This window comes from Pseudomonas sp. LSJ-87 (assembly GCF_032971465.1).
GTDB classification, from domain to species: Bacteria; Pseudomonadota; Gammaproteobacteria; order Pseudomonadales; family Pseudomonadaceae; genus Aquipseudomonas; species Aquipseudomonas putida_Z.
The window spans coordinates 454,804-472,189 of record NZ_JAWJYQ010000001.1; the positions used below are offsets into that span (position 1 = coordinate 454,804).

Here is a 17,386-nt window from a genome sequence, read left to right on the forward strand (position 1 = left end):
GTCAGACCAGCACCTGGCGGGTAGTGGCAATGAACTGGTGGACCAGCTGCTCGGCAGCGGGCTCGATCATCTGTTCAGGGCCACGGCCACGCGGGCAGGCCAGGCGCGGAGTGGTGCCGAACAGGCGGCAGATCATCGGGCGCTCTTCATACACCGTGCAGCCGTTGGGGCCCAGGTGCACACAGTCCAGGCGCTCCAGGGCGGCTTCCTGCTCGGCCTGGGACTTGCGCGGCAGGCGGGCCATTTCTTCCGCCGAAGTGGTGACCGGGCCGCAGCAATCGTGGCAGCCGGGCTCGCACTCGAAGGAAGGGATGAGTTCGCGCAGGAAGTGGATCTTGTGGCGGTTGCAGGACATGGCAAGGTACAAGTTTGAGAGCTGAGGTTGGATTATAGGGCCAATCGCCGGCAAGCCGGCTCCCACAGGTACACCGCCGGTCTCAAGTGCCACGCGGACCCTGTGGGAGCTGGCTTGCCGGCGATGAGGCCGGTTGCCCCTCCCCAAAGCCACGGCTTATCCTCCTCCCTCTCAGCCCAACAGCCTCAGGACCTGCCCAATGATCCACAGCGCGCAGCACGCCGCCTCCTATTACGCCGCCAGCAGCGCGCCACACCCCGACCACTCCTTCCTGCAAGGCGAGCACAGCGTCGACGTGTGCATCGTCGGCGGCGGCTACTCGGGCCTGAACACCGCCATCGAACTGGCCGAACGCGGCTTCTCGGTCATCCTGCTGGAAGCGCGCAAGCTCGGTTGGGGCGCCAGCGGGCGCAATGGTGGGCAACTGATCCGTGGCGTCGGCCACGGCCTGGAACAATTCCTCCCGGTCATCGGCGAGGAAGGCGTGCGCAGCCTGAAACTGATGGGCCTGGAAGCCGTGCAGATCGTCCGCGAGCGGGTCGAAAGGCATGCCATCGCTTGCGACCTGACCTGGGGTTATTGCGACCTGGCCAACAAACCCGCCGAACTGCTGGGCTTTGCGGAGGATGCTGAAGAACTGCGCAGCCTCGGCTACGCACATGAACTGCGCCTGGTCGGCAAGGACGATATCCACAGCGTGGTCGGTGCCGACTGCTATGTCGGCGGGCTGGTCGACATGGGCTCCGGGCACCTGCACCCGCTCAACCTGGCCCTGGGTGAGGCTGCCGTGGCCAGCCGCCTGGGCGTGAAGCTGTTCGAGCAGTCCGAGGTCACACGCATCGACTACGGCCCGGAAGTACAGGTACACACCGCCCAGGGCCGGGTACGCGCCAAGACTCTGGTGCTGTGCTGCAACGCCTACCACAACGACCTCAACCGCGAACTGGGCGGCAAGGTGCTGCCAGCCGGCAGCTACATCATCGCCACCGAGCCGCTGGGCGAGGAACGTGCCCGTTCGCTGCTGCCGCAGAACATGGCGGTGTGTGACCAGCGCGTGGCACTGGACTATTACCGCCTGTCCGCCGACCAGCGCCTGTTGTTCGGCGGAGCCTGCCACTATTCAGGCCGCGACCCGAAGGACATTGCCGCCTACATGCGGCCAAAGATGCTCAAGGTATTCCCGCAACTGGCCGACGTGCGCATCGACTACCAGTGGGGCGGCATGATCGGCATCGGCGCCAACCGCCTGCCGCAGGTTGGCCGCCTGGCCAGCCAGCCGAACGTGTATTACGCCCAGGCCTACTCCGGGCATGGGCTCAATGCCACCCACCTGGCTGCGCGCCTGCTCGGCGAAGCCATCAGCGGCCAGGAAAGCGGGCGGTTCGACCTGTTTGCCAAGGTGCCGCACATCACCTTCCCCGGCGGCCAGCACCTGCGCTCGCCGCTGCTGGCGTTGGGGATGCTGTGGCATCGCCTGAAAGAGCTGATCTGAGCCACCGCACCTGCCCTGTGGGAGCGGGCATGCCCGCGAACACCGGCGAAGCCGGTGCCAGCCACCGCGTCGCCTGTTTCGCGGCGGTTCGACGCCTCGACACGCCCGCTCCCACAGGGACTGTACAGGCTTCAAAAACCGGTATGAGCTTCAGTCCTTCCAGAAGGGCTTACGCCCCTCGGTCCGGGCCTGCTCCCAGCTCAGCCCGACATCGCGCAACTCGTCATCGGTCAACTGCAGCAGCGCCCTGCGGGTGTGCCAGCGATGCAGCATCAGCCCCCAACGCCCCAACCCTTCCGGCGCGTTGAACACCTTGGCTTGCTGCCCGGCCTCCAGTTCCTTGGCCAACAGTTGCAAGCGCACATCGCTCATGCCACCCATCACCGCATCCTCTCGTTCAGTTGATACCGTGGAGAAAGCATGCGCGTCGACAGCACCGGCAATACAGATCCAATACAGCCTTATTATTCCCATACAGAATTGGCCGCAGGCCGACTGAATGCTGTATTTTCAGCGCAACTGTACCGGTCGCCACGCTATTGCAGCGAAGGAGTATGCCGTGACCCTTTACCTGAACCTCGCCGAGCTGCTCGGTGCGCGCATTGAACAGGGCCTCTATCGCCCCGGCCAGCGCCTGCCGTCAGTGCGCGCCCTGAGTGTGGAGCACGGGGTCAGCCTGAGCACCGTGCAGCAGGCCTACCGCATGCTGGAAGACAGCGGCATGGTTTCGCCCCGGCCCAAGTCCGGCTACTTCGTCAACGACCACCGCCACCTGCCAGCCCTGCCCGCCGTCAGCCGCCCGGCCCAGCGCCCGGTAGACATCTCGCAATGGGAGCAGGTGCTGGAACTGGTGCGCAGCACCCCACGCCAAGGCGTGATCCAGCTCGGCCGCGGCATGCCCGACATCGACAGCCCAACCCTCAAGCCACTGCTGCGCAGCCTCGCCCAGCTGAGCCGGCGGCAGGACATGCCCGGCCTCTACTACGACAACATCCACGGCAACCTGGCCCTGCGCGAACAGGTGGCCCGGCTGACGCTCGACTCCGGCTGCCGCCTGGGCCCGGGCGACCTGGTGATAACCACCGGCTGCCATGAGGCGCTGTCATGCAGCATTCGCGCGGTGTGCGAGCCGGGCGATATCGTCGCGGTCGACTCCCCAAGCTTCCACGGCGCCATGCAGACCCTCAAGGGCCTGGGCATGAAAGCCCTGGAAATCCCCACCGACCCGGTCACTGGTATCAGTCTGGAGGCGCTGGAGCTGGCCCTGGAGCAGTGGCCGATCAAGCTCATCCAGATCACCCCCAGCTGCAACAACCCGCTCGGCTACATCATGCCCGAGGCCCGCAAGAAAGCCCTGCTGAGCCTGGCACAGCGCTACGACGTGGCGATCCTCGAAGATGATGTGTACGGCGACCTGGCCTACACCTACCCGCGCCCACGCACCCTCAAGTCGTTTGACGACGACGGCCGCGTGCTGCTTTGCAGTTCGTTCTCCAAGACCCTCGCCCCCGGCCTGCGGATAGGCTGGGTGGCACCCGGTCGTTATCTGGAGCGGGTGCTGCACATGAAGTACATCAGCACCGGCAGCACGGCCAGCCAGCCGCAGTTGGCCATTGCCGACTTCATCGCCGGCGGGCACTACCAACCCCACGTGCGGCGCATGCGCAGCCAGTACCAGCGTGGCCGCGACCTGATGAGCGACTGGGTGACCCGCTACTTCCCGGCGGGCACCCGGGTCAGCCGGCCGCAAGGTGGCTTCATGCTGTGGGTGGAATTACCCGAACATTTCGATACGCTGCGCCTGAACCGGGCTTTACTGGAGCAGGACGTACAGGTTGCCGTGGGCAGCATCTTCTCGGCCTCGGGCAAATTCCGCCACTGCCTGCGCATGAACTTCGCCGCGCGGCCGACGCCGCAGATCGAAGCCGCCGTGCGCAAGGTTGGTGAAACCGCCCTTCGTCTACTGGATGAAGAAAGCGCCGGCGCGTAACTTTGCGCCGCCCGCCACGGTCCAACCTATCAAGCCTTTGCCGCACAGGACGATCCACCCTTGAGACTCCAGCGAGCCCTGCCTCTGCTGCTGGTGCTACTGCTCGGCCTTGCCGGCTGCGCCAGCGTCGGCACGCCCCGCGAAACCAGCCAGGCGCTGCCTGCCAACGACTCGGCCTTCGGCCGTTCGGTTCTGCGCCAGGCCGCGCCCTACGGCGGCCGCTCGGGCTTTCGCCTGCTGCCCAACAGCAACGAGGCGTTCCGCGCCCGTGCCGAACTGATCCGCAACGCCCAGGCGAGCATCGACCTGCAGTACTACATCGTCCACGATGGCCTCAGCACCCGCGCCCTGGTGCATGAACTGCTGCGCGCCGCCGACCGTGGCGTACGCGTGCGCATCCTGCTCGACGACACTACCAGCGACGGCCTGGACGTCATCATGGGCACCCTCGATGCCCACCCGAACATTCAGATACGCGTGTTCAACCCGCTGCACCTGGGCCGCAGCACCGGCGTGACGCGCGCAGTGGGCCGCCTGTTCAACCTGTCGCGCCAGCACCGACGCATGCACAACAAGCTGTTCCTGGTGGACAACAGCATGGCCATCGTCGGCGGACGCAACCTGGGCGATGAGTATTTCGATGCCGAACCCAACCTCAACTTCACCGACATCGACTTGCTGGGCGTCGGCCCGGTGGCCGAACAGCTCGGCCACAGCTTCGACCAGTACTGGAACAGCGCCCTGAGCCGGCCGATTACCGACTTTCTCTGGCGCGACCCGGATGCCAGCGACCTGCGCGCCAGCCGCCACCGCCTGGAAATTTCACTCGCCGAAGCCAGGACCCAGCGCAAAGCCCTGTATGACCGCTTGATGGCCTACCAGTCGCAGCCGCGCCTGGATGTGTGGCGCAACGAGCTTATCTGGGCCCATGCCCAGGCGCTATGGGATGCGCCGAGCAAGGTGCTGGCCGATGACGAACCGGACCCGCAACTGCTGCTGACCCAGCAACTGGCCCCTGACTTGAGCAAGGTGCAACACGAGCTGATCCTGGTATCGGCGTACTTCGTACCCGGCGAGTCCGGCCTGCTGTACCTGACCCACAGCGCCGACGCGGGTATCTCGGTCAAACTGCTGACCAACTCGCTGGAAGCCACCGACGTGCCGGCGGTGCATGGCGGCTATGCGCCGTATCGGCGGGCGCTGCTGGAGCATGGCGTGCAGCTGTACGAGCTGCGCCGCCAACCCGGCGACCCCAGCGCGCAGCACCGCGTGAGCTTCCATGGCAGCTCGGACTCGAGCCTGCACAGCAAGGCGATCGTGTTCGACCGGCGCAAGACCTTCATCGGCTCGTTCAACTTCGACCCGCGTTCGGTGTTGTGGAATACCGAGGTCGGGGTGCTGGTGGACAGCCCGGAGCTGGCCGAGTACACCCGCGCGCTGGCGGTACAGGGCATGGCCCCGGCCTTGAGCTATCAGCCGACGCTGGTGGGTAACCAGATGGTGTGGGTGACCGAGGAAAATGGCAGGCGGCGCATGCTTACATCCGAACCGGGCGGGATGTGGCGGCGGTTCAATGCCTGGATCAGCAAGGCGGTTGGCCTGGAGAAGATGTTGTAGCTGATGGCCTCATCGCCGGCAAGCCAGCTCCCACAGGCACTGCACAGCATTCAAGGCCTATGGAGAACCTGTGGGAGCTGGCTTGCCGGCGATGGGCCGCAAAGCGGCCCCAAAAAACCATCAGGCAGAGGCAGGCTCGAAGGCCCCGCGCCGCCGGGTCAACACCACCAACCCCGCAGCCCCCGCAGCCATCAGCAACGGCAACGCATGCCCGCTGATCCACTGGCTGCCTGCCCCGGCCAGCAGCGGCCCAAGCAGGCAGCCAATACCCCACAGCTGCGCCACATGGGCGTTGGCCCGTACCAGCGCATCATCCCGGTAGCGCTCACCAATCAGCACCAGCGACAAGGTGAACAAGCCCCCCGCACTGGCCCCGAACAGCACCCACAGCGGCCAGATCGCCGGTGTATGCAGCAGCAACGGAATCGCCAGGCTGGATACCAGCAGGGTCACCGCACAGCCGGTGAACAGAGCGCGCCGCGACATATGGTCGGCCAGCGCACCGATGGGCAGTTGCAGCACCGCATCGCCCACCACCACGGTACTGACCATGAACAGGGCGATTTCGGTGCTGAAGCCCTGTTGCAGGCAATACACCGGCAACAAGGTCAGGATCATTGCTTCGAACGAGGCAAACAGGGCAATGGCCCAGGCGATCACCGGCAAGCGCCGGCAGAAGGCAAACAGATCGCCGAAGGTGACGCTGCAGGCCTCTGTGCTGGGTGCCCCGCCACGGCCCAGAAGAATCAGCGGCGCCACCAGCAGCAGGCCGGTGGCGGCCCAGAAGCCGAAGTCGTCATCCGAGCCGAGAAAGCCCAGCACCAGCGGCCCGGCCAGCTGGCTGAGGGCATAGCTGCTGCCATACAGCGCCACCAGGCGGCCGCGCCATTGCTCGACCACCAGCTGGTTGATCCAGCTTTCGCCGAGTATGAACACCACGGTCAGCGACATACCGATCAGCAATCGCAACAGCAGCCACAGCGGGTAGCTGGGCAGCAGTGCGACCAGGCCAATCGACAGCGCCCCGCCCCACAGGCACAGGCGCATGGCCGAGGGCACGCCGACCCAGCCGGCCAGGCGGCTGGCCAGGCTGGCACCTACCAGCACGCCCAGCGCCGGCATCGCGGCCATCACGCCGATGGCGAAGCTGCCGTAGCCCCAGGCCTCCAGGCGCAGGGATACCAGCGGCATGCTCACGCCGAGTGCCAGCCCGACGCTTAGCACCGATGCCAGTACGGCGAAGTAGGTACCCCAACGCATTGCAGCCTCCCAGGCAGAATTCTTGAACAGCAAAAACGACGAAGCCGGGGCAGCGTGAGCCGACCCGGCTATTTTTGGGGCTGCTGTGCAGCCCATCGCCGGCAAGCCAGCTCCCACAGGTACGGCACTGGCCTCAAGGGCTGCGAGTAACTTGTGGGAGCTGGCTTGCCGGCGATTGGGCCGCAACGCGGCCCCCTGGGATTACAACTTGATCCAGGTCGCCTTCAGCTCGGTGTACTTCTCCAGCGCATGCAGCGACTTGTCACGGCCGTTGCCCGACTGCTTGAAGCCACCGAACGGCGCGGTCATGTCGCCGCCGTCGTACTGGTTGACCCAGACGCTGCCAGCGCGCACGGCACGGGCGGTCTTGTGGGCCTTGGAGATGTCCGAGGTCCAGATGCCAGCGGCCAGGCCATACGGCGTGTCGTTGGCAATGGCGACGGCTTCTTCGGCGGTATCGAAGGCGATCACCGACAGCACCGGGCCGAAGATTTCTTCCTGGGCGATCTTCATGGCGTTGGTCACGCCGTCGAAGATGGTCGGCTCGACATAGGTGCCACCGGTTTCTTCCAGGGTGCGCTTGCCGCCGGCCAGCAGCTTGGCGCCGTCCTTGTGGCCAGCCTCGATGTACGACAGCACGGTGTTCATCTGCTGGGTGTCGACCAGGGCACCGACAGTGGTCTGTGGGTCCAGCGGGTTGCCTGGCTTCCAGCCTTTCAGGGCCTCGACCACCATCGGCAGGAACTTGTCCTTGATCGAACGCTCGACCAGCAGGCGCGAGCCGGCGGTGCACACTTCGCCCTGGTTGAAGGCGATGGCGCTGGCGGCAGCTTCGGCGGCAGCTTGCAGGTCCGGAGCGTCAGCGAAGACGATGTTCGGGCTCTTGCCACCGGCTTCCAGCCAGATGCGCTTCATGTTCGATTCGCCCGCGTAAACCATCAGCTGCTTGGCGATCTTGGTCGAACCGGTGAATACCAGGGTGTCGACGTCCATGTGCAGGGCCAGGGCCTTGCCCACGGTGTGGCCGTAGCCTGGCAGCACGTTCAGCACGCCAGCCGGGATACCGGCTTCGATGGCCAACTGGGCAATGCGAATGGCAGTCAGCGGCGATTTTTCGGACGGTTTGAGCACTACCGAGTTACCGGTGGCCAGGGCCGGGCCGAGCTTCCAGCAAGCCATCAGCAGCGGGAAGTTCCACGGTACGATGGCACCGACCACACCCACCGCTTCGCGGGTGACCAGGCCGAGCTGGTCATGCGGGGTCGGGGCGACTTCGTCGTAGACCTTGTCGATGGCTTCGGCAGTCCAGTGAATGGCATTGGCCGCGCCAGGTACGTCGATGCTGGAGGAGTCGCCGATCGGCTTGCCCATGTCCAGGGTTTCCAGCAGCGCCAGCTCTTCGACGTTCTTGCGCAGCAGGTCGGCGAAGCGGATCAGCTTGGCCTTGCGCTTGGCCGGGGCCAGCTGCGACCACACGCCGGAGTTGAAGGTGGCACGGGCGTTTTCCACAGCGCGGTTGGCATCGGCCAGGTCGCAGCTGGCAACCTTGGCCAGGAAGCGTCCGTCGACCGGGCTCAGGCACTCGAAGGTTTCACCGGATGCGGCATCGGTGTATTCGCCGTTGATGAAGGCACGGCCTTCGATCTTCAGTTGCTGGGCACGTTGTTCCCAGTCCGCACGAGTCAGGGTGGTCATACGAAACTCCTCCTCTTGTATAGGTGCAACGCCGCACTGAGGACTCACAGGCGTTGTCAGAATTCTGCCCAAGCGTCGAGGGCATTTTGGCTACCGACACCCTAAACCAGCCCGTGTAAACTATCAATATATTTGACACGAATGGCTCAAAAGCCTACTCATGTGCATTTTATTAAACAACAACAGGAGCCGAACCATGAGCATCGACAGCATCATCGACTTCGCGCAGGTCATTACCGAGGCCGAACGCTACCGCCCGGCGGCGGAAAAAATCCTCAAGGGCGAGCCCGACCAGGCGGTCTATAACCATTATTCCAGCCCCTGCGGGCAGTTTGCCGCGGGCGTGTGGGAAGGCGAGGTGGGGCAGTGGACGGTGAACTACACCGAGCATGAGTACTGCGAGATCGTCCAGGGCGTTTCGGTGCTGCGTGACCAGGATGGCGGAGCCAAGACCCTGCGTGCCGGTGATCGGTTTGTCATCCCGGCCGGCTTCAAGGGCACCTGGGAGGTGCTGGAGCCTTGCCGCAAGATCTATGTGATGTTCGAGCAGAAATGATTTGAGGCTGTGCCGGCCTCTTCGCGGGCTTGCCCGCTCCCACAGGTACATCACAGCCCCTGAGAGCAGTGAAATCCCTGTGGGAGCGGGCAAGCCCGCGAAGAGGCCCGAACAGGCATAAAAAAACCCGCGTCCTTTCGGACGCGGGTTTTTTTCAGGTCGCCGATCAATTACTTGATCTTGGCTTCCTTGTACACCACGTGCTTGCGAACAACCGGATCGTATTTCTTGATCTCGATTTTGTCCGGAGTGGTGCGCTTGTTCTTGTCGGTGGTGTAGAAGTGGCCAGTGCCAGCACTCGAAACCAGACGGATCAATTCACGCATGACGTTCTCCTTAGAACTTTTCGCCGCGAGCGCGCAGCTCGGCCAGCACTACGTCGATACCACGCTTGTCAATAACGCGCATGCCTTTGGCAGATACGCGCAGACGCACGAAACGCTTCTCGGATTCAACCCAGAAACGGTGGTGCTGCAGGTTCGGCAGGAAACGACGACGGGTTTTGTTGTTTGCGTGGGAAATGTTGTTCCCGGTTACTGGACCCTTACCAGTAACTTGACAGACTCTCGACATGACTCAGCCCTCTAAAACCACATGCCCAACCCGGCATGGGTTGGCCGCTTAATCTCTCAGTCTTTGGCGCCTAGGCGCCGTGATTCTGGAGGTCTTATCGACCGGATCCGCTGATGCGACAGGCCGAGCCCCTAGAAAAGAGCGCTGCTTTATACCAGAAAGACTTGGCCGCAACAACATTAGATGCACATTGTCACGAGCCGGAACGCGCCGGGCCAGCATAGCGGCAGGCCCCGCCAGCCGTCGACCGCCCGTCGCCAATTTTGTAAAAAAGGGTGTGGTCATTTCCCGACGGGCACACTAGGGTAGGCCTTTTCCAGACTGCACTGGCAGATGGGCCACTGACAGCCAAGGAGCCACTATGCGTGCTGCCGCCCTTTCCTTATTGTTCAACTCCTTGTTCGCCGCAGGCACCCTGTTCGCCGCCGGCGTTGCCCAGGCCGCCCCGCTGAGCGTCTGCAGCGAGGCCAGCCCCGAAGGCTTCGACGTGGTGCAGTACAACTCGCTGACCACAACCAACGCCACGGCCGATGTGCTGATGAACCGCCTGGTGGAGTTCGACGCGGCGCAAGGCAAGGTGGTGCCGAGCCTGGCGGCCAGTTGGACGGTATCGGCCGACGGCCTGATCTACGACTTCACCCTGCGCGATGACGTGAAATTCCACACCACCGCCTACTTCAAGCCAAGCCGCGCACTGAACGGCGACGACGTGCTGTTCAGCTTCCAGCGCATGCTCTACCCCGCCCATGCCTGGCACAAGACTGCACCGGGCGGCTACCCGCATGCCCAGTCGCTGCAACTGGGCAGCCTGATCAAGGCAATCGAGGCGCCGGCACCGAACGCCGTGCGCTTCACCCTCAGCCACCCGGACGCCACCTTCCTGGCCACCCTGAGCATGGGCTTCGCCTCGATCTACTCCGCCGAGTACGCCGACAAACTGCTCAAGGCCGGTACGCCGGAGAAGCTAAACAGCCAGCCGGTCGGCACCGGGCCGTTCATCTTCCAGCGCTTCCAGAAGGACGCCGTGGTGCGCTATCGCGCCAACCCCGACTACTTCGCCGGCAAGCCAGCGGTCGACCCGTTGATCTTCGCCATCACCACCGATGCCAACGTGCGCCTGCAGAAGCTCAAGCGCGGCGAGTGCCAGGTCGCGTTGTCGCCCAAGCCGCTGGACATTGCCGAAGCCGGCAAGGACGGCAACCTCAAGGTGGCCACCACCCCGGCGTTCATGACCGCCTTCGTCGCCATCAACAGCCAGCACCCACCGCTGGACAAGCCGGAAGTGCGCCAGGCCATCAACCTGGCCTTCGACAAACAGGCCTACCTCAAGGCCGTGTTCGAAGACTCCGCGGTGGCCGCCAACGGCCCCTACCCGCCCAACACCTGGAGCTACGCCAAGGACCTGCCCGGCTACCCGCTGGACCTGAAGAAAGCCAAGGCCCTGCTGACCAAGGCCGGCCTGGCCGAGGGCTTCAGCACCACGATCTGGACCCGCCCGTCGGGCAGCCTGCTCAACCCCAACCCCAGCCTCGGTGCGCAGATGCTGCAGGCCGACCTGGCCAAGATTGGCATCAAGGCCGAGATCCGCGTGATCGAGTGGGGCGAGCTGATCCGCCGCGCCAAGGCGGGCGAGCATGACTTGCTGTTCATGGGTTGGGCGGGTGACAACGGCGACCCGGACAACTTCCTCAGCCCGCAGTTTTCCTGCGCAGCGGTGCAGTCGGGGACCAACTTCGCACGCTTCTGCGACAGCCGCCTGGACCAGTTGATCAGCGCCGGGCGCACCACCAACGACCAGAGTGTGCGCAGCCGGCTTTACCAGCAGGCACAGACGCTGATCCAGCAGCAGGCGCTGTGGGTGCCGCTGGCACACCCCACGGCGGCGACGCTACTGCGCCAAGGGGTCGAGGGGTACCAGGTGAGCCCGTTCGGGCGGCTGGATTTCAGCAAGGTGTCAGTGAGCAAGTAAGCCTGCACCGGCCTCTTCGCGGGTAAACCCGCTCCCACAGGGACCGCGCCAACTTTCAACATGGCACTTTCCCTGTGGGAGCGGGTTTACCCGCGAAAGGGCCGGGACAGGCAGCACAAGTGCCTAAGCCACAATCCAGCCATGCTCGACCATCGACAGCGGCTCCCCGTCACCGATGATGATGTGATCCAGCACCCGCACATCGATCAACGCCAGCCCCCGCTTCAGCGACAGGGTCAAGTGCACATCGTCCTGGCTGGGCTCACTGTTGCCCGAGGGGTGGTTGTGGCACAGGATCAAGGCCGCTGCGTTATGCAGCAATGCCCGCCGCACCACTTCCCGCGGGTAGACGCTGGCCCGATCTATCGTGCCTCGGAAGAGGATCTCAAACGCCAACGGCCTGTGCTTGGTATCGAGAAAGAGGCATCCGAACACCTCACTGACTTCATGTCGCAGCATCGCTTTCAAATAGCGCCTCACCGTTGCCGGGCTGTCCATCGCGGATTCACGCTCAATCGAAGTTGCAAGGTGCCTGCGCCCGATCTCCAGCAGCGCCTGCAGCTGGCTGAACCTCACCGGGCCCAACCCAAGCTCGCCGACGAAAGCCTCACGGTCGGCCTCCAGCAACTGGCGCAACCCCCCGAACTTCACGAGCAGACCTCGCGCCAGCTCCACGACATTGCGCCCACGCACACCTGAGCCGAGAAATACAGCCAGCAATTCCGCGTCCGTCAGGCTTCCGGCCCCACGCTGCAGCAACTTCTCCCTCGGCCGCTCTTCAGCCGGCCACTCCCTGATATTCATCCCGTCCCTCTGCCCTTGCTGCGGCCCATTTCGGCCCTGTGTTAATCTATTTCGCCTCGTACATGCGACGTTCTGCCGCAGGCATTTTCAAACGTCGCCGCCCGCTCTCACTGGAAAAAGGCAAGCCTATGCAGCGGCTGTATCGCAAGCGCATCGTTCTCGGCGTGGGTGGCGGCATTGCCGCCTACAAAAGCGCCGAACTGATTCGCCGACTCCTGGAGCACGGCGCGCAGGTGCGCGTCGTCATGACCCGTGGTGGTGCAGAGTTCATCACCCCGCTGACCCTGCAGGCGCTGTCGGGCCACCCGGTGCACATGGACCTGCTCGACCCTGCCGCCGAAGCGGCCATGGGCCACATCGAACTGGCCAAGTGGGCCGACCTGGTGCTGATCGCCCCGGCCACCGCCGACCTCATGGCGCGCATGGCCCAGGGCATGGCCGACGACCTGCTGACCACCCTGGTGCTGGCTACCGATGCCACCGTTGCCGTGGCCCCGGCCATGAACCAGGCCATGTGGCGCGACCCGGCCACCCAGGCCAACCTCGAACTGCTCAAGAGCCGTGGCATCCAGGTGTTCGGCCCGGCGTCCGGCAGCCAGGCCTGTGGCGATGTCGGCCTGGGCCGCATGCTCGAAGCCACCGACCTGGCCTGGTGTGCCGCGGAAAGCTTCAAGCGCCAGGCACTGACCGGCAAGCACGTACTGATCACCGCCGGCCCGACCCAGGAAAACATCGACCCGGTGCGCTACATCACCAATCATAGCTCCGGCAAGATGGGCTTCGCCTTGGCCGAAGCGGCCGCCGAAGCCGGGGCTCGGGTGACCCTCGTCACTGGCCCGGTGCACCTGCCAACCCCCGACCGGGTCAGCCGTATCGACGTGGTCAGCGCGCGGGACATGCTCGCGGCCTGTGAAGCGGCCATGCCGTGCGACCTGTTCATCGCCTCTGCGGCGGTTGCGGACTACCGCCCGGAAGTCGTTGCCACGCAAAAATTGAAGAAAGATCCTACGACCGGCGACGGCATGCTGCTGCAGATGGTGCGCAATCCCGATATCCTTGCCACCATCGCTGGCCGCGCCGACCGCCCGTTCAGCGTCGGTTTCGCCGCCGAGACCGAACACTTGCTCGATTACGCCACGCGCAAGCTCAAGGACAAGAACCTCGACCTGATCGTCGCCAATGATGTGGCCAACCCCAGCATCGGCTTCAACAGCGAGGAAAACGCCTTGACCGTGATCGACCGCCAGCAGCACCAGACCCTCTTCGCGCAGACCAGCAAGGGCAAGATTGCCCGGCAACTGGTCGCCTTCATCGCCGAACGGCTCAATCAGGTTCAATAAGTTACATGCACGCTCTTCAAGCCAAGATCCTCGACCCACGCCTGGGCACCGAATTCCCCCTGCCGCAGTACGCCACCCCCGGCTCCGCCGGCCTGGACCTGCGCGCCCTGCTCAAGGAAGACACCGTCCTCGAGCCAGGCCAGACCCTGCTGATCCCCACCGGCCTGTCGATCTACATCGGCGACCCGGGCCTGGCGGCGGTGATCCTGCCGCGCTCGGGCCTGGGCCATAAGCACGGCATCGTGCTGGGCAACCTGGTCGGGCTGATCGACTCGGACTACCAGGGCGAGTTGATGGTGTCGTGCTGGAACCGCGGCAACACCCCGTTCACCATCGCCGTTGGCGAGCGCATTGCCCAGCTGGTGCTGGTACCGGTGGTACAGGCCCATTTCGATATCGTCGAAGCGTTCGATGAAAGCCAGCGCGGTGCTGGCGGCTTTGGTCATTCCGGCAGCCACTGAGCCGAGAAATGACCGTTCAGGCCAAGGATGGCGAACTCTCTGGCGAAACCACCGTCCAAGCGTTCAGTTTGCGCCTGCCCAGAAAGCCTTTGACTAATGGAGCTTCCAGAGATGAACGACATGGCCCACCTGGTACCCGCCGCACTGCCAGACAGCATTTTCCGCGCGTATGACATTCGCGGCGTGGTCGGCAAGACCCTTCACGCCGAAACCGCCTACTGGATCGGCCGCGCCATCGGCGCGCAGAGCCTGGCCCAGGGCGAACCGCAGGTTTCGGTCGGCCGCGATGGCCGCCTGTCCGGCCCGATGCTGGTCGAACAGCTGATCAAGGGCCTGGTCGATGCCGGCTGCCAAGTCAGCGACGTCGGCCTGGTACCCACCCCGGCGCTGTACTACGCAGCCAACGTGCTGGCCGGCAAGTCCGGTGTGATGCTGACCGGCAGCCACAACCCGTCGGACTACAACGGCTTCAAGATCGTCATCGCTGGCGATACCCTGGCCAACGAACAGATCCAGGCCCTGCTGACGCGCCTGAAAACCAACGACCTGACCCGCGCCGAAGGCCGCGTGGAAAAGGTCGAGATCCTTGACCGCTACTTCCAGCAGATCGTTGAAGACGTGAAGCTGGCCAGGAAGCTCAAGGTGGTCGTGGACTGCGGCAACGGTGCCGCCGGCGTGGTCGCGCCGCAACTGATCGAAGCCCTGGGCTGCGAAGTGATCCCGCTGTTCTGCGAAGTCGACGGCAACTTCCCCAACCACCATCCGGACCCGGGCAAGCCGGAAAACCTCGAAGACCTGATCGCCAAGGTCAAGGAAACCGGCGCCGATATCGGCCTGGCCTTTGACGGTGACGGCGACCGCGTCGGCGTGGTGACCAACACCGGCAGCATCGTCTACCCAGACCGCCTGCTGATGCTGTTTGCCCAGGACGTGCTGTCGCGCAACCCGGGCGCCGAGATCATCTTCGACGTCAAATGCACCCGTCGCCTGACCCCGCTGATCGAGCAGCACGGCGGCCGCGCTCTGATGTGGAAGACCGGTCACTCGCTGATCAAGAAGAAGATGAAGCAGACCGGCTCGCTGCTGGCCGGCGAGATGAGCGGTCACATCTTCATCAAGGAACGCTGGTACGGTTTCGACGACGGCATCTATAGCGCCGTGCGCCTGCTGGAGATCCTCAGCAAGGCCGGGCAGAGCGCCGAAAACCTGTTCGCCGCGTTCCCGAACGATATTTCCACGCCGGAAATCAATATTGATGTGACCGACGAGGGTAAATTCAGCATCATTGATGCACTGCAACGCGACGCCGACTGGGGCGAAGCCAACCTGACCACCATCGACGGTGTGCGGGTGGACTACCCCCACGGCTGGGGCCTGGTTCGCGCCTCCAACACCACCCCGGTGCTGGTGCTGCGCTTCGAGGCCGACAGCGACGCCGAATTGCAACGTATCAAGGATGTTTTCCGTACCCAGTTGCTGCGGGTTGAGCCTGAGCTGCAACTGCCGTTCTGACCGACTATCTGTTCCTTACAGGAGCCCTGCATGACCCTCGATCGCGATGCCGCTTCCCATGTAGCCGAGGTTTTGTCCGAAGCACTGCCTTACATCCGCCGCTTTGTCGGCAAGACCCTGGTGATCAAGTACGGCGGCAACGCGATGGAGAGCGAGGAGCTCAAGACCGGCTTCGCCCGTGACATCGTGCTGATGAAGGCTGTGGGCATCAACCCGGTGGTGGTCCACGGTGGTGGCCCGCAGATCGGCGACCTGCTCAAGCGCCTGTCGATCGAAAGCCACTTCATCGACGGCATGCGCGTCACCGACTCGGCGACCATGGACGTGGTGGAGATGGTGCTGGGTGGCCAGGTCAACAAGGACATCGTCAACCTGATCAACCGCCACGGCGGCAGCGCAATCGGCCTGACCGGCAAGGACGCGGAGCTGATCCGCGCCCGCAAGCTGACCGTCAGCCGCCAGACGCCCGAGATGACCACCCCGGAAATCATCGACATCGGCCACGTTGGCGAAGTGGTAAGCGTGAACACCGACCTGCTGAACATGCTGGTGAAGGGCGACTTCATCCCGGTGATCGCGCCGATCGGCGTGGGTGCCAACGGTGAGTCGTACAACATCAACGCCGACCTGGTGGCTGGCAAGGTAGCCGAAGCGCTGAAGGCCGAGAAGCTGATGCTGCTGACCAACATCGCCGGCCTGATGGACAAGCAGGGTGAAGTACTGACCGGCCTGACCACCGAGCAGGTCAACGAACTGATCGCCGACGGCACCATCTACGGCGGCATGCTGCCTAAGATCAAGTGCGCGCTGGATGCGGTGCAGGGCGGTGTCAACAGCTCGCACATCATCGATGGCCGCGTGCCGAATGCGGTGCTGCTGGAGATCTTCACCGACAGCGGCGTGGGTACCCTGATTACCAACCGCAAGCAGCGCTGATCGTTAACCTGTCCCGGCCTCTTCGCGGGTAAACCCGCTCCCACAGGTACAGCACCGCCTTTGAGGGCTGTGGAGATCCTGTGGGAGCGGGTTTACCCGCGAAGAGGCCGGAACAGGCGACACAAAAAAAGGCGACCTTCACAAGAAGGTCGCCTTTTTCATTTCCGGGCCCCGGATCAGATACCGTACTGCGCCCGGTAAGCCTCGACAGCCGGCAGATGCTGCTTCAGCTGTGGATCATCGGCCAGGAACTCCAGCACCTGGGTCAGCGAAACGATGCTGACCACAGGGATACCGAAGTCACGCTCCACTTCCTGGATCGCCGACAGCTCGCCATTGCCGCGCTCTTCGCGGTTCAGTGCGATCAGCACGCCAGCGGCCTTGGCCTGCTGGGCATTGATGATCTGCATGACTTCACGAATGGCGGTACCGGCGGTGATCACGTCGTCGATGATCAGCACATCACCGGCCAGCGGTGCACCGACCAGGCTGCCACCTTCACCGTGGTCCTTGGCTTCCTTGCGGTTGAAGCACCATGGCACGTCGAGCTGATGCTGATCGGCAAGGGCCACGGCAGTAGTCGCTGCCAGCGGGATACCTTTGTAAGCCGGGCCGAACAGCACATCGAACGGGATCTTGCTGTCGACGATGGCTGCGGCATAGCAACGGCCCAGTTCGGCCAGGGCGGAACCGGTGTTGAACAGGCCGGCATTGAAGAAATACGGGCTGGTACGCCCCGATTTCAGGGTGAATTCACCGAAACGCAGTACCCCGCGATCGATGGCAAAACGGATGAAGTCGCGCTGATACGGCTGCATGGATAGTC

The 17,386-nt window shown here is 64.0% G+C and carries 16 protein-coding genes and 1 pseudogene; 9 read left to right on the forward strand and 8 right to left on the reverse strand.

Annotated features, from left to right (window positions below; genetic code table 11):
- Position 1 precedes the first annotated feature (1 nt).
- Complete coding sequence (locus RYH74_RS01950; RefSeq protein WP_274078277.1) at positions 2-355, reverse strand: YkgJ family cysteine cluster protein; 354 nt, start codon at positions 353-355, stop codon at positions 2-4.
- 199 nt (positions 356-554) lie between these two features.
- Between RYH74_RS01950 and RYH74_RS01955 the strand changes: the two genes are divergently transcribed.
- Complete coding sequence (locus RYH74_RS01955) at positions 555-1,847, forward strand: FAD-binding oxidoreductase (protein WP_317408886.1); 1,293 nt, start codon at positions 555-557, stop codon at positions 1,845-1,847.
- A 150-nt stretch (positions 1,848-1,997) separates the two neighbouring features.
- Here the strand turns inward: RYH74_RS01955 and RYH74_RS01960 are convergent, their stop codons facing one another.
- On the reverse strand, positions 1,998-2,228 hold the full coding sequence (locus tag RYH74_RS01960) for a DUF1127 domain-containing protein (RefSeq protein ID WP_085615949.1): 231 nt from the start codon (positions 2,226-2,228) through the stop codon (positions 1,998-2,000).
- A 178-nt stretch (positions 2,229-2,406) separates the two neighbouring features.
- Between RYH74_RS01960 and RYH74_RS01965 the strand changes: the two genes are divergently transcribed.
- Together RYH74_RS01965 and RYH74_RS01970 are read left to right on the forward strand one after the other, a co-directional pair.
- Positions 2,407-3,837 carry a PLP-dependent aminotransferase family protein gene (locus tag RYH74_RS01965; RefSeq protein WP_170929250.1) on the forward strand — a complete coding sequence of 477 codons (1,431 nt, stop codon included), beginning with the start codon at positions 2,407-2,409 and terminating at the stop codon, positions 3,835-3,837.
- Between the two features lie 60 nt (positions 3,838-3,897).
- Positions 3,898-5,454, forward strand: coding sequence for a phospholipase D family protein (locus RYH74_RS01970; protein WP_317408887.1), 1,557 nt, complete (start codon positions 3,898-3,900; stop codon positions 5,452-5,454).
- A gap of 120 nt (positions 5,455-5,574) precedes the next feature.
- Here RYH74_RS01970 and RYH74_RS01975 read toward each other — a convergent pair whose 3' ends face one another.
- Positions 5,575-6,714 (reverse strand): MFS transporter, encoded by a 1,140-nt coding sequence (locus tag RYH74_RS01975; protein WP_025341105.1) that lies wholly within the window; start codon positions 6,712-6,714, stop codon positions 5,575-5,577.
- Positions 6,715-6,915: 201 nt separating this feature from the next.
- A complete protein-coding gene (locus RYH74_RS01980; protein ID WP_013974786.1) occupies positions 6,916-8,409 on the reverse strand; it encodes an aldehyde dehydrogenase in 1,494 nt (497 codons plus the stop codon).
- Between the two features lie 196 nt (positions 8,410-8,605).
- On the opposite strand from RYH74_RS01980, the gene RYH74_RS01985 reads away from it, so the two are divergent.
- Positions 8,606-8,965: a cupin domain-containing protein gene (locus tag RYH74_RS01985; protein ID WP_003258971.1), complete on the forward strand. Its 360-nt coding sequence runs from the start codon at positions 8,606-8,608 to the stop codon at positions 8,963-8,965.
- Positions 8,966-9,135: 170 nt separating this feature from the next.
- On the opposite strand, the gene rpmG is transcribed toward RYH74_RS01985, so the two are convergent.
- The gene (gene rpmG, locus RYH74_RS01990) at positions 9,136-9,291 is read right to left on the reverse strand and encodes a 50S ribosomal protein L33 (protein WP_003253507.1); all 156 of its coding nucleotides are present in this window, start codon (positions 9,289-9,291) and stop codon (positions 9,136-9,138) included.
- 10 nt (positions 9,292-9,301) lie between these two features.
- On the reverse strand, positions 9,302-9,538 hold the full coding sequence (gene rpmB, locus RYH74_RS01995; protein WP_003258972.1) for a 50S ribosomal protein L28: 237 nt from the start codon (positions 9,536-9,538) through the stop codon (positions 9,302-9,304).
- Positions 9,539-9,899: 361 nt separating this feature from the next.
- Here rpmB and RYH74_RS02000 point away from each other — a divergent pair, with 361 nt between their 5' ends.
- Complete coding sequence (locus RYH74_RS02000) at positions 9,900-11,507, forward strand: ABC transporter substrate-binding protein (protein ID WP_317408888.1); 1,608 nt, start codon at positions 9,900-9,902, stop codon at positions 11,505-11,507.
- 123 nt (positions 11,508-11,630) lie between these two features.
- On the opposite strand, the gene radC is transcribed toward RYH74_RS02000, so the two are convergent.
- Positions 11,631-12,311, reverse strand: a complete 681-nt coding sequence (gene radC / locus RYH74_RS02005; protein ID WP_025341108.1) for a RadC family protein — start codon at positions 12,309-12,311, stop codon at positions 11,631-11,633.
- A gap of 128 nt (positions 12,312-12,439) precedes the next feature.
- On the opposite strand from radC, the gene coaBC reads away from it, so the two are divergent.
- From coaBC to argB, 4 genes and pseudogenes are all read left to right on the forward strand, one after another.
- Complete coding sequence (coaBC, locus tag RYH74_RS02010; RefSeq protein WP_003253409.1) at positions 12,440-13,651, forward strand: bifunctional phosphopantothenoylcysteine decarboxylase/phosphopantothenate--cysteine ligase CoaBC; 1,212 nt, start codon at positions 12,440-12,442, stop codon at positions 13,649-13,651.
- Positions 13,652-13,656: 5 nt separating this feature from the next.
- Positions 13,657-14,112, forward strand: coding sequence for a dUTP diphosphatase (gene dut, locus RYH74_RS02015; protein ID WP_015272329.1), 456 nt, complete (start codon positions 13,657-13,659; stop codon positions 14,110-14,112).
- Positions 14,113-14,256: 144 nt separating this feature from the next.
- Positions 14,257-15,624, forward strand: a pseudogene (locus RYH74_RS02020) (phosphomannomutase/phosphoglucomutase); the annotation flags it as partial.
- Between the two features lie 30 nt (positions 15,625-15,654).
- Positions 15,655-16,560 carry an acetylglutamate kinase gene (argB, locus tag RYH74_RS02025; RefSeq protein WP_003258198.1) on the forward strand — a complete coding sequence of 302 codons (906 nt, stop codon included), beginning with the start codon at positions 15,655-15,657 and terminating at the stop codon, positions 16,558-16,560.
- Positions 16,561-16,736: 176 nt separating this feature from the next.
- Here argB and pyrE read toward each other — a convergent pair whose 3' ends face one another.
- Positions 16,737-17,378: an orotate phosphoribosyltransferase gene (pyrE, locus tag RYH74_RS02030; protein WP_003253405.1), complete on the reverse strand. Its 642-nt coding sequence runs from the start codon at positions 17,376-17,378 to the stop codon at positions 16,737-16,739.
- Positions 17,379-17,386: the final 8 nt, after the last annotated feature.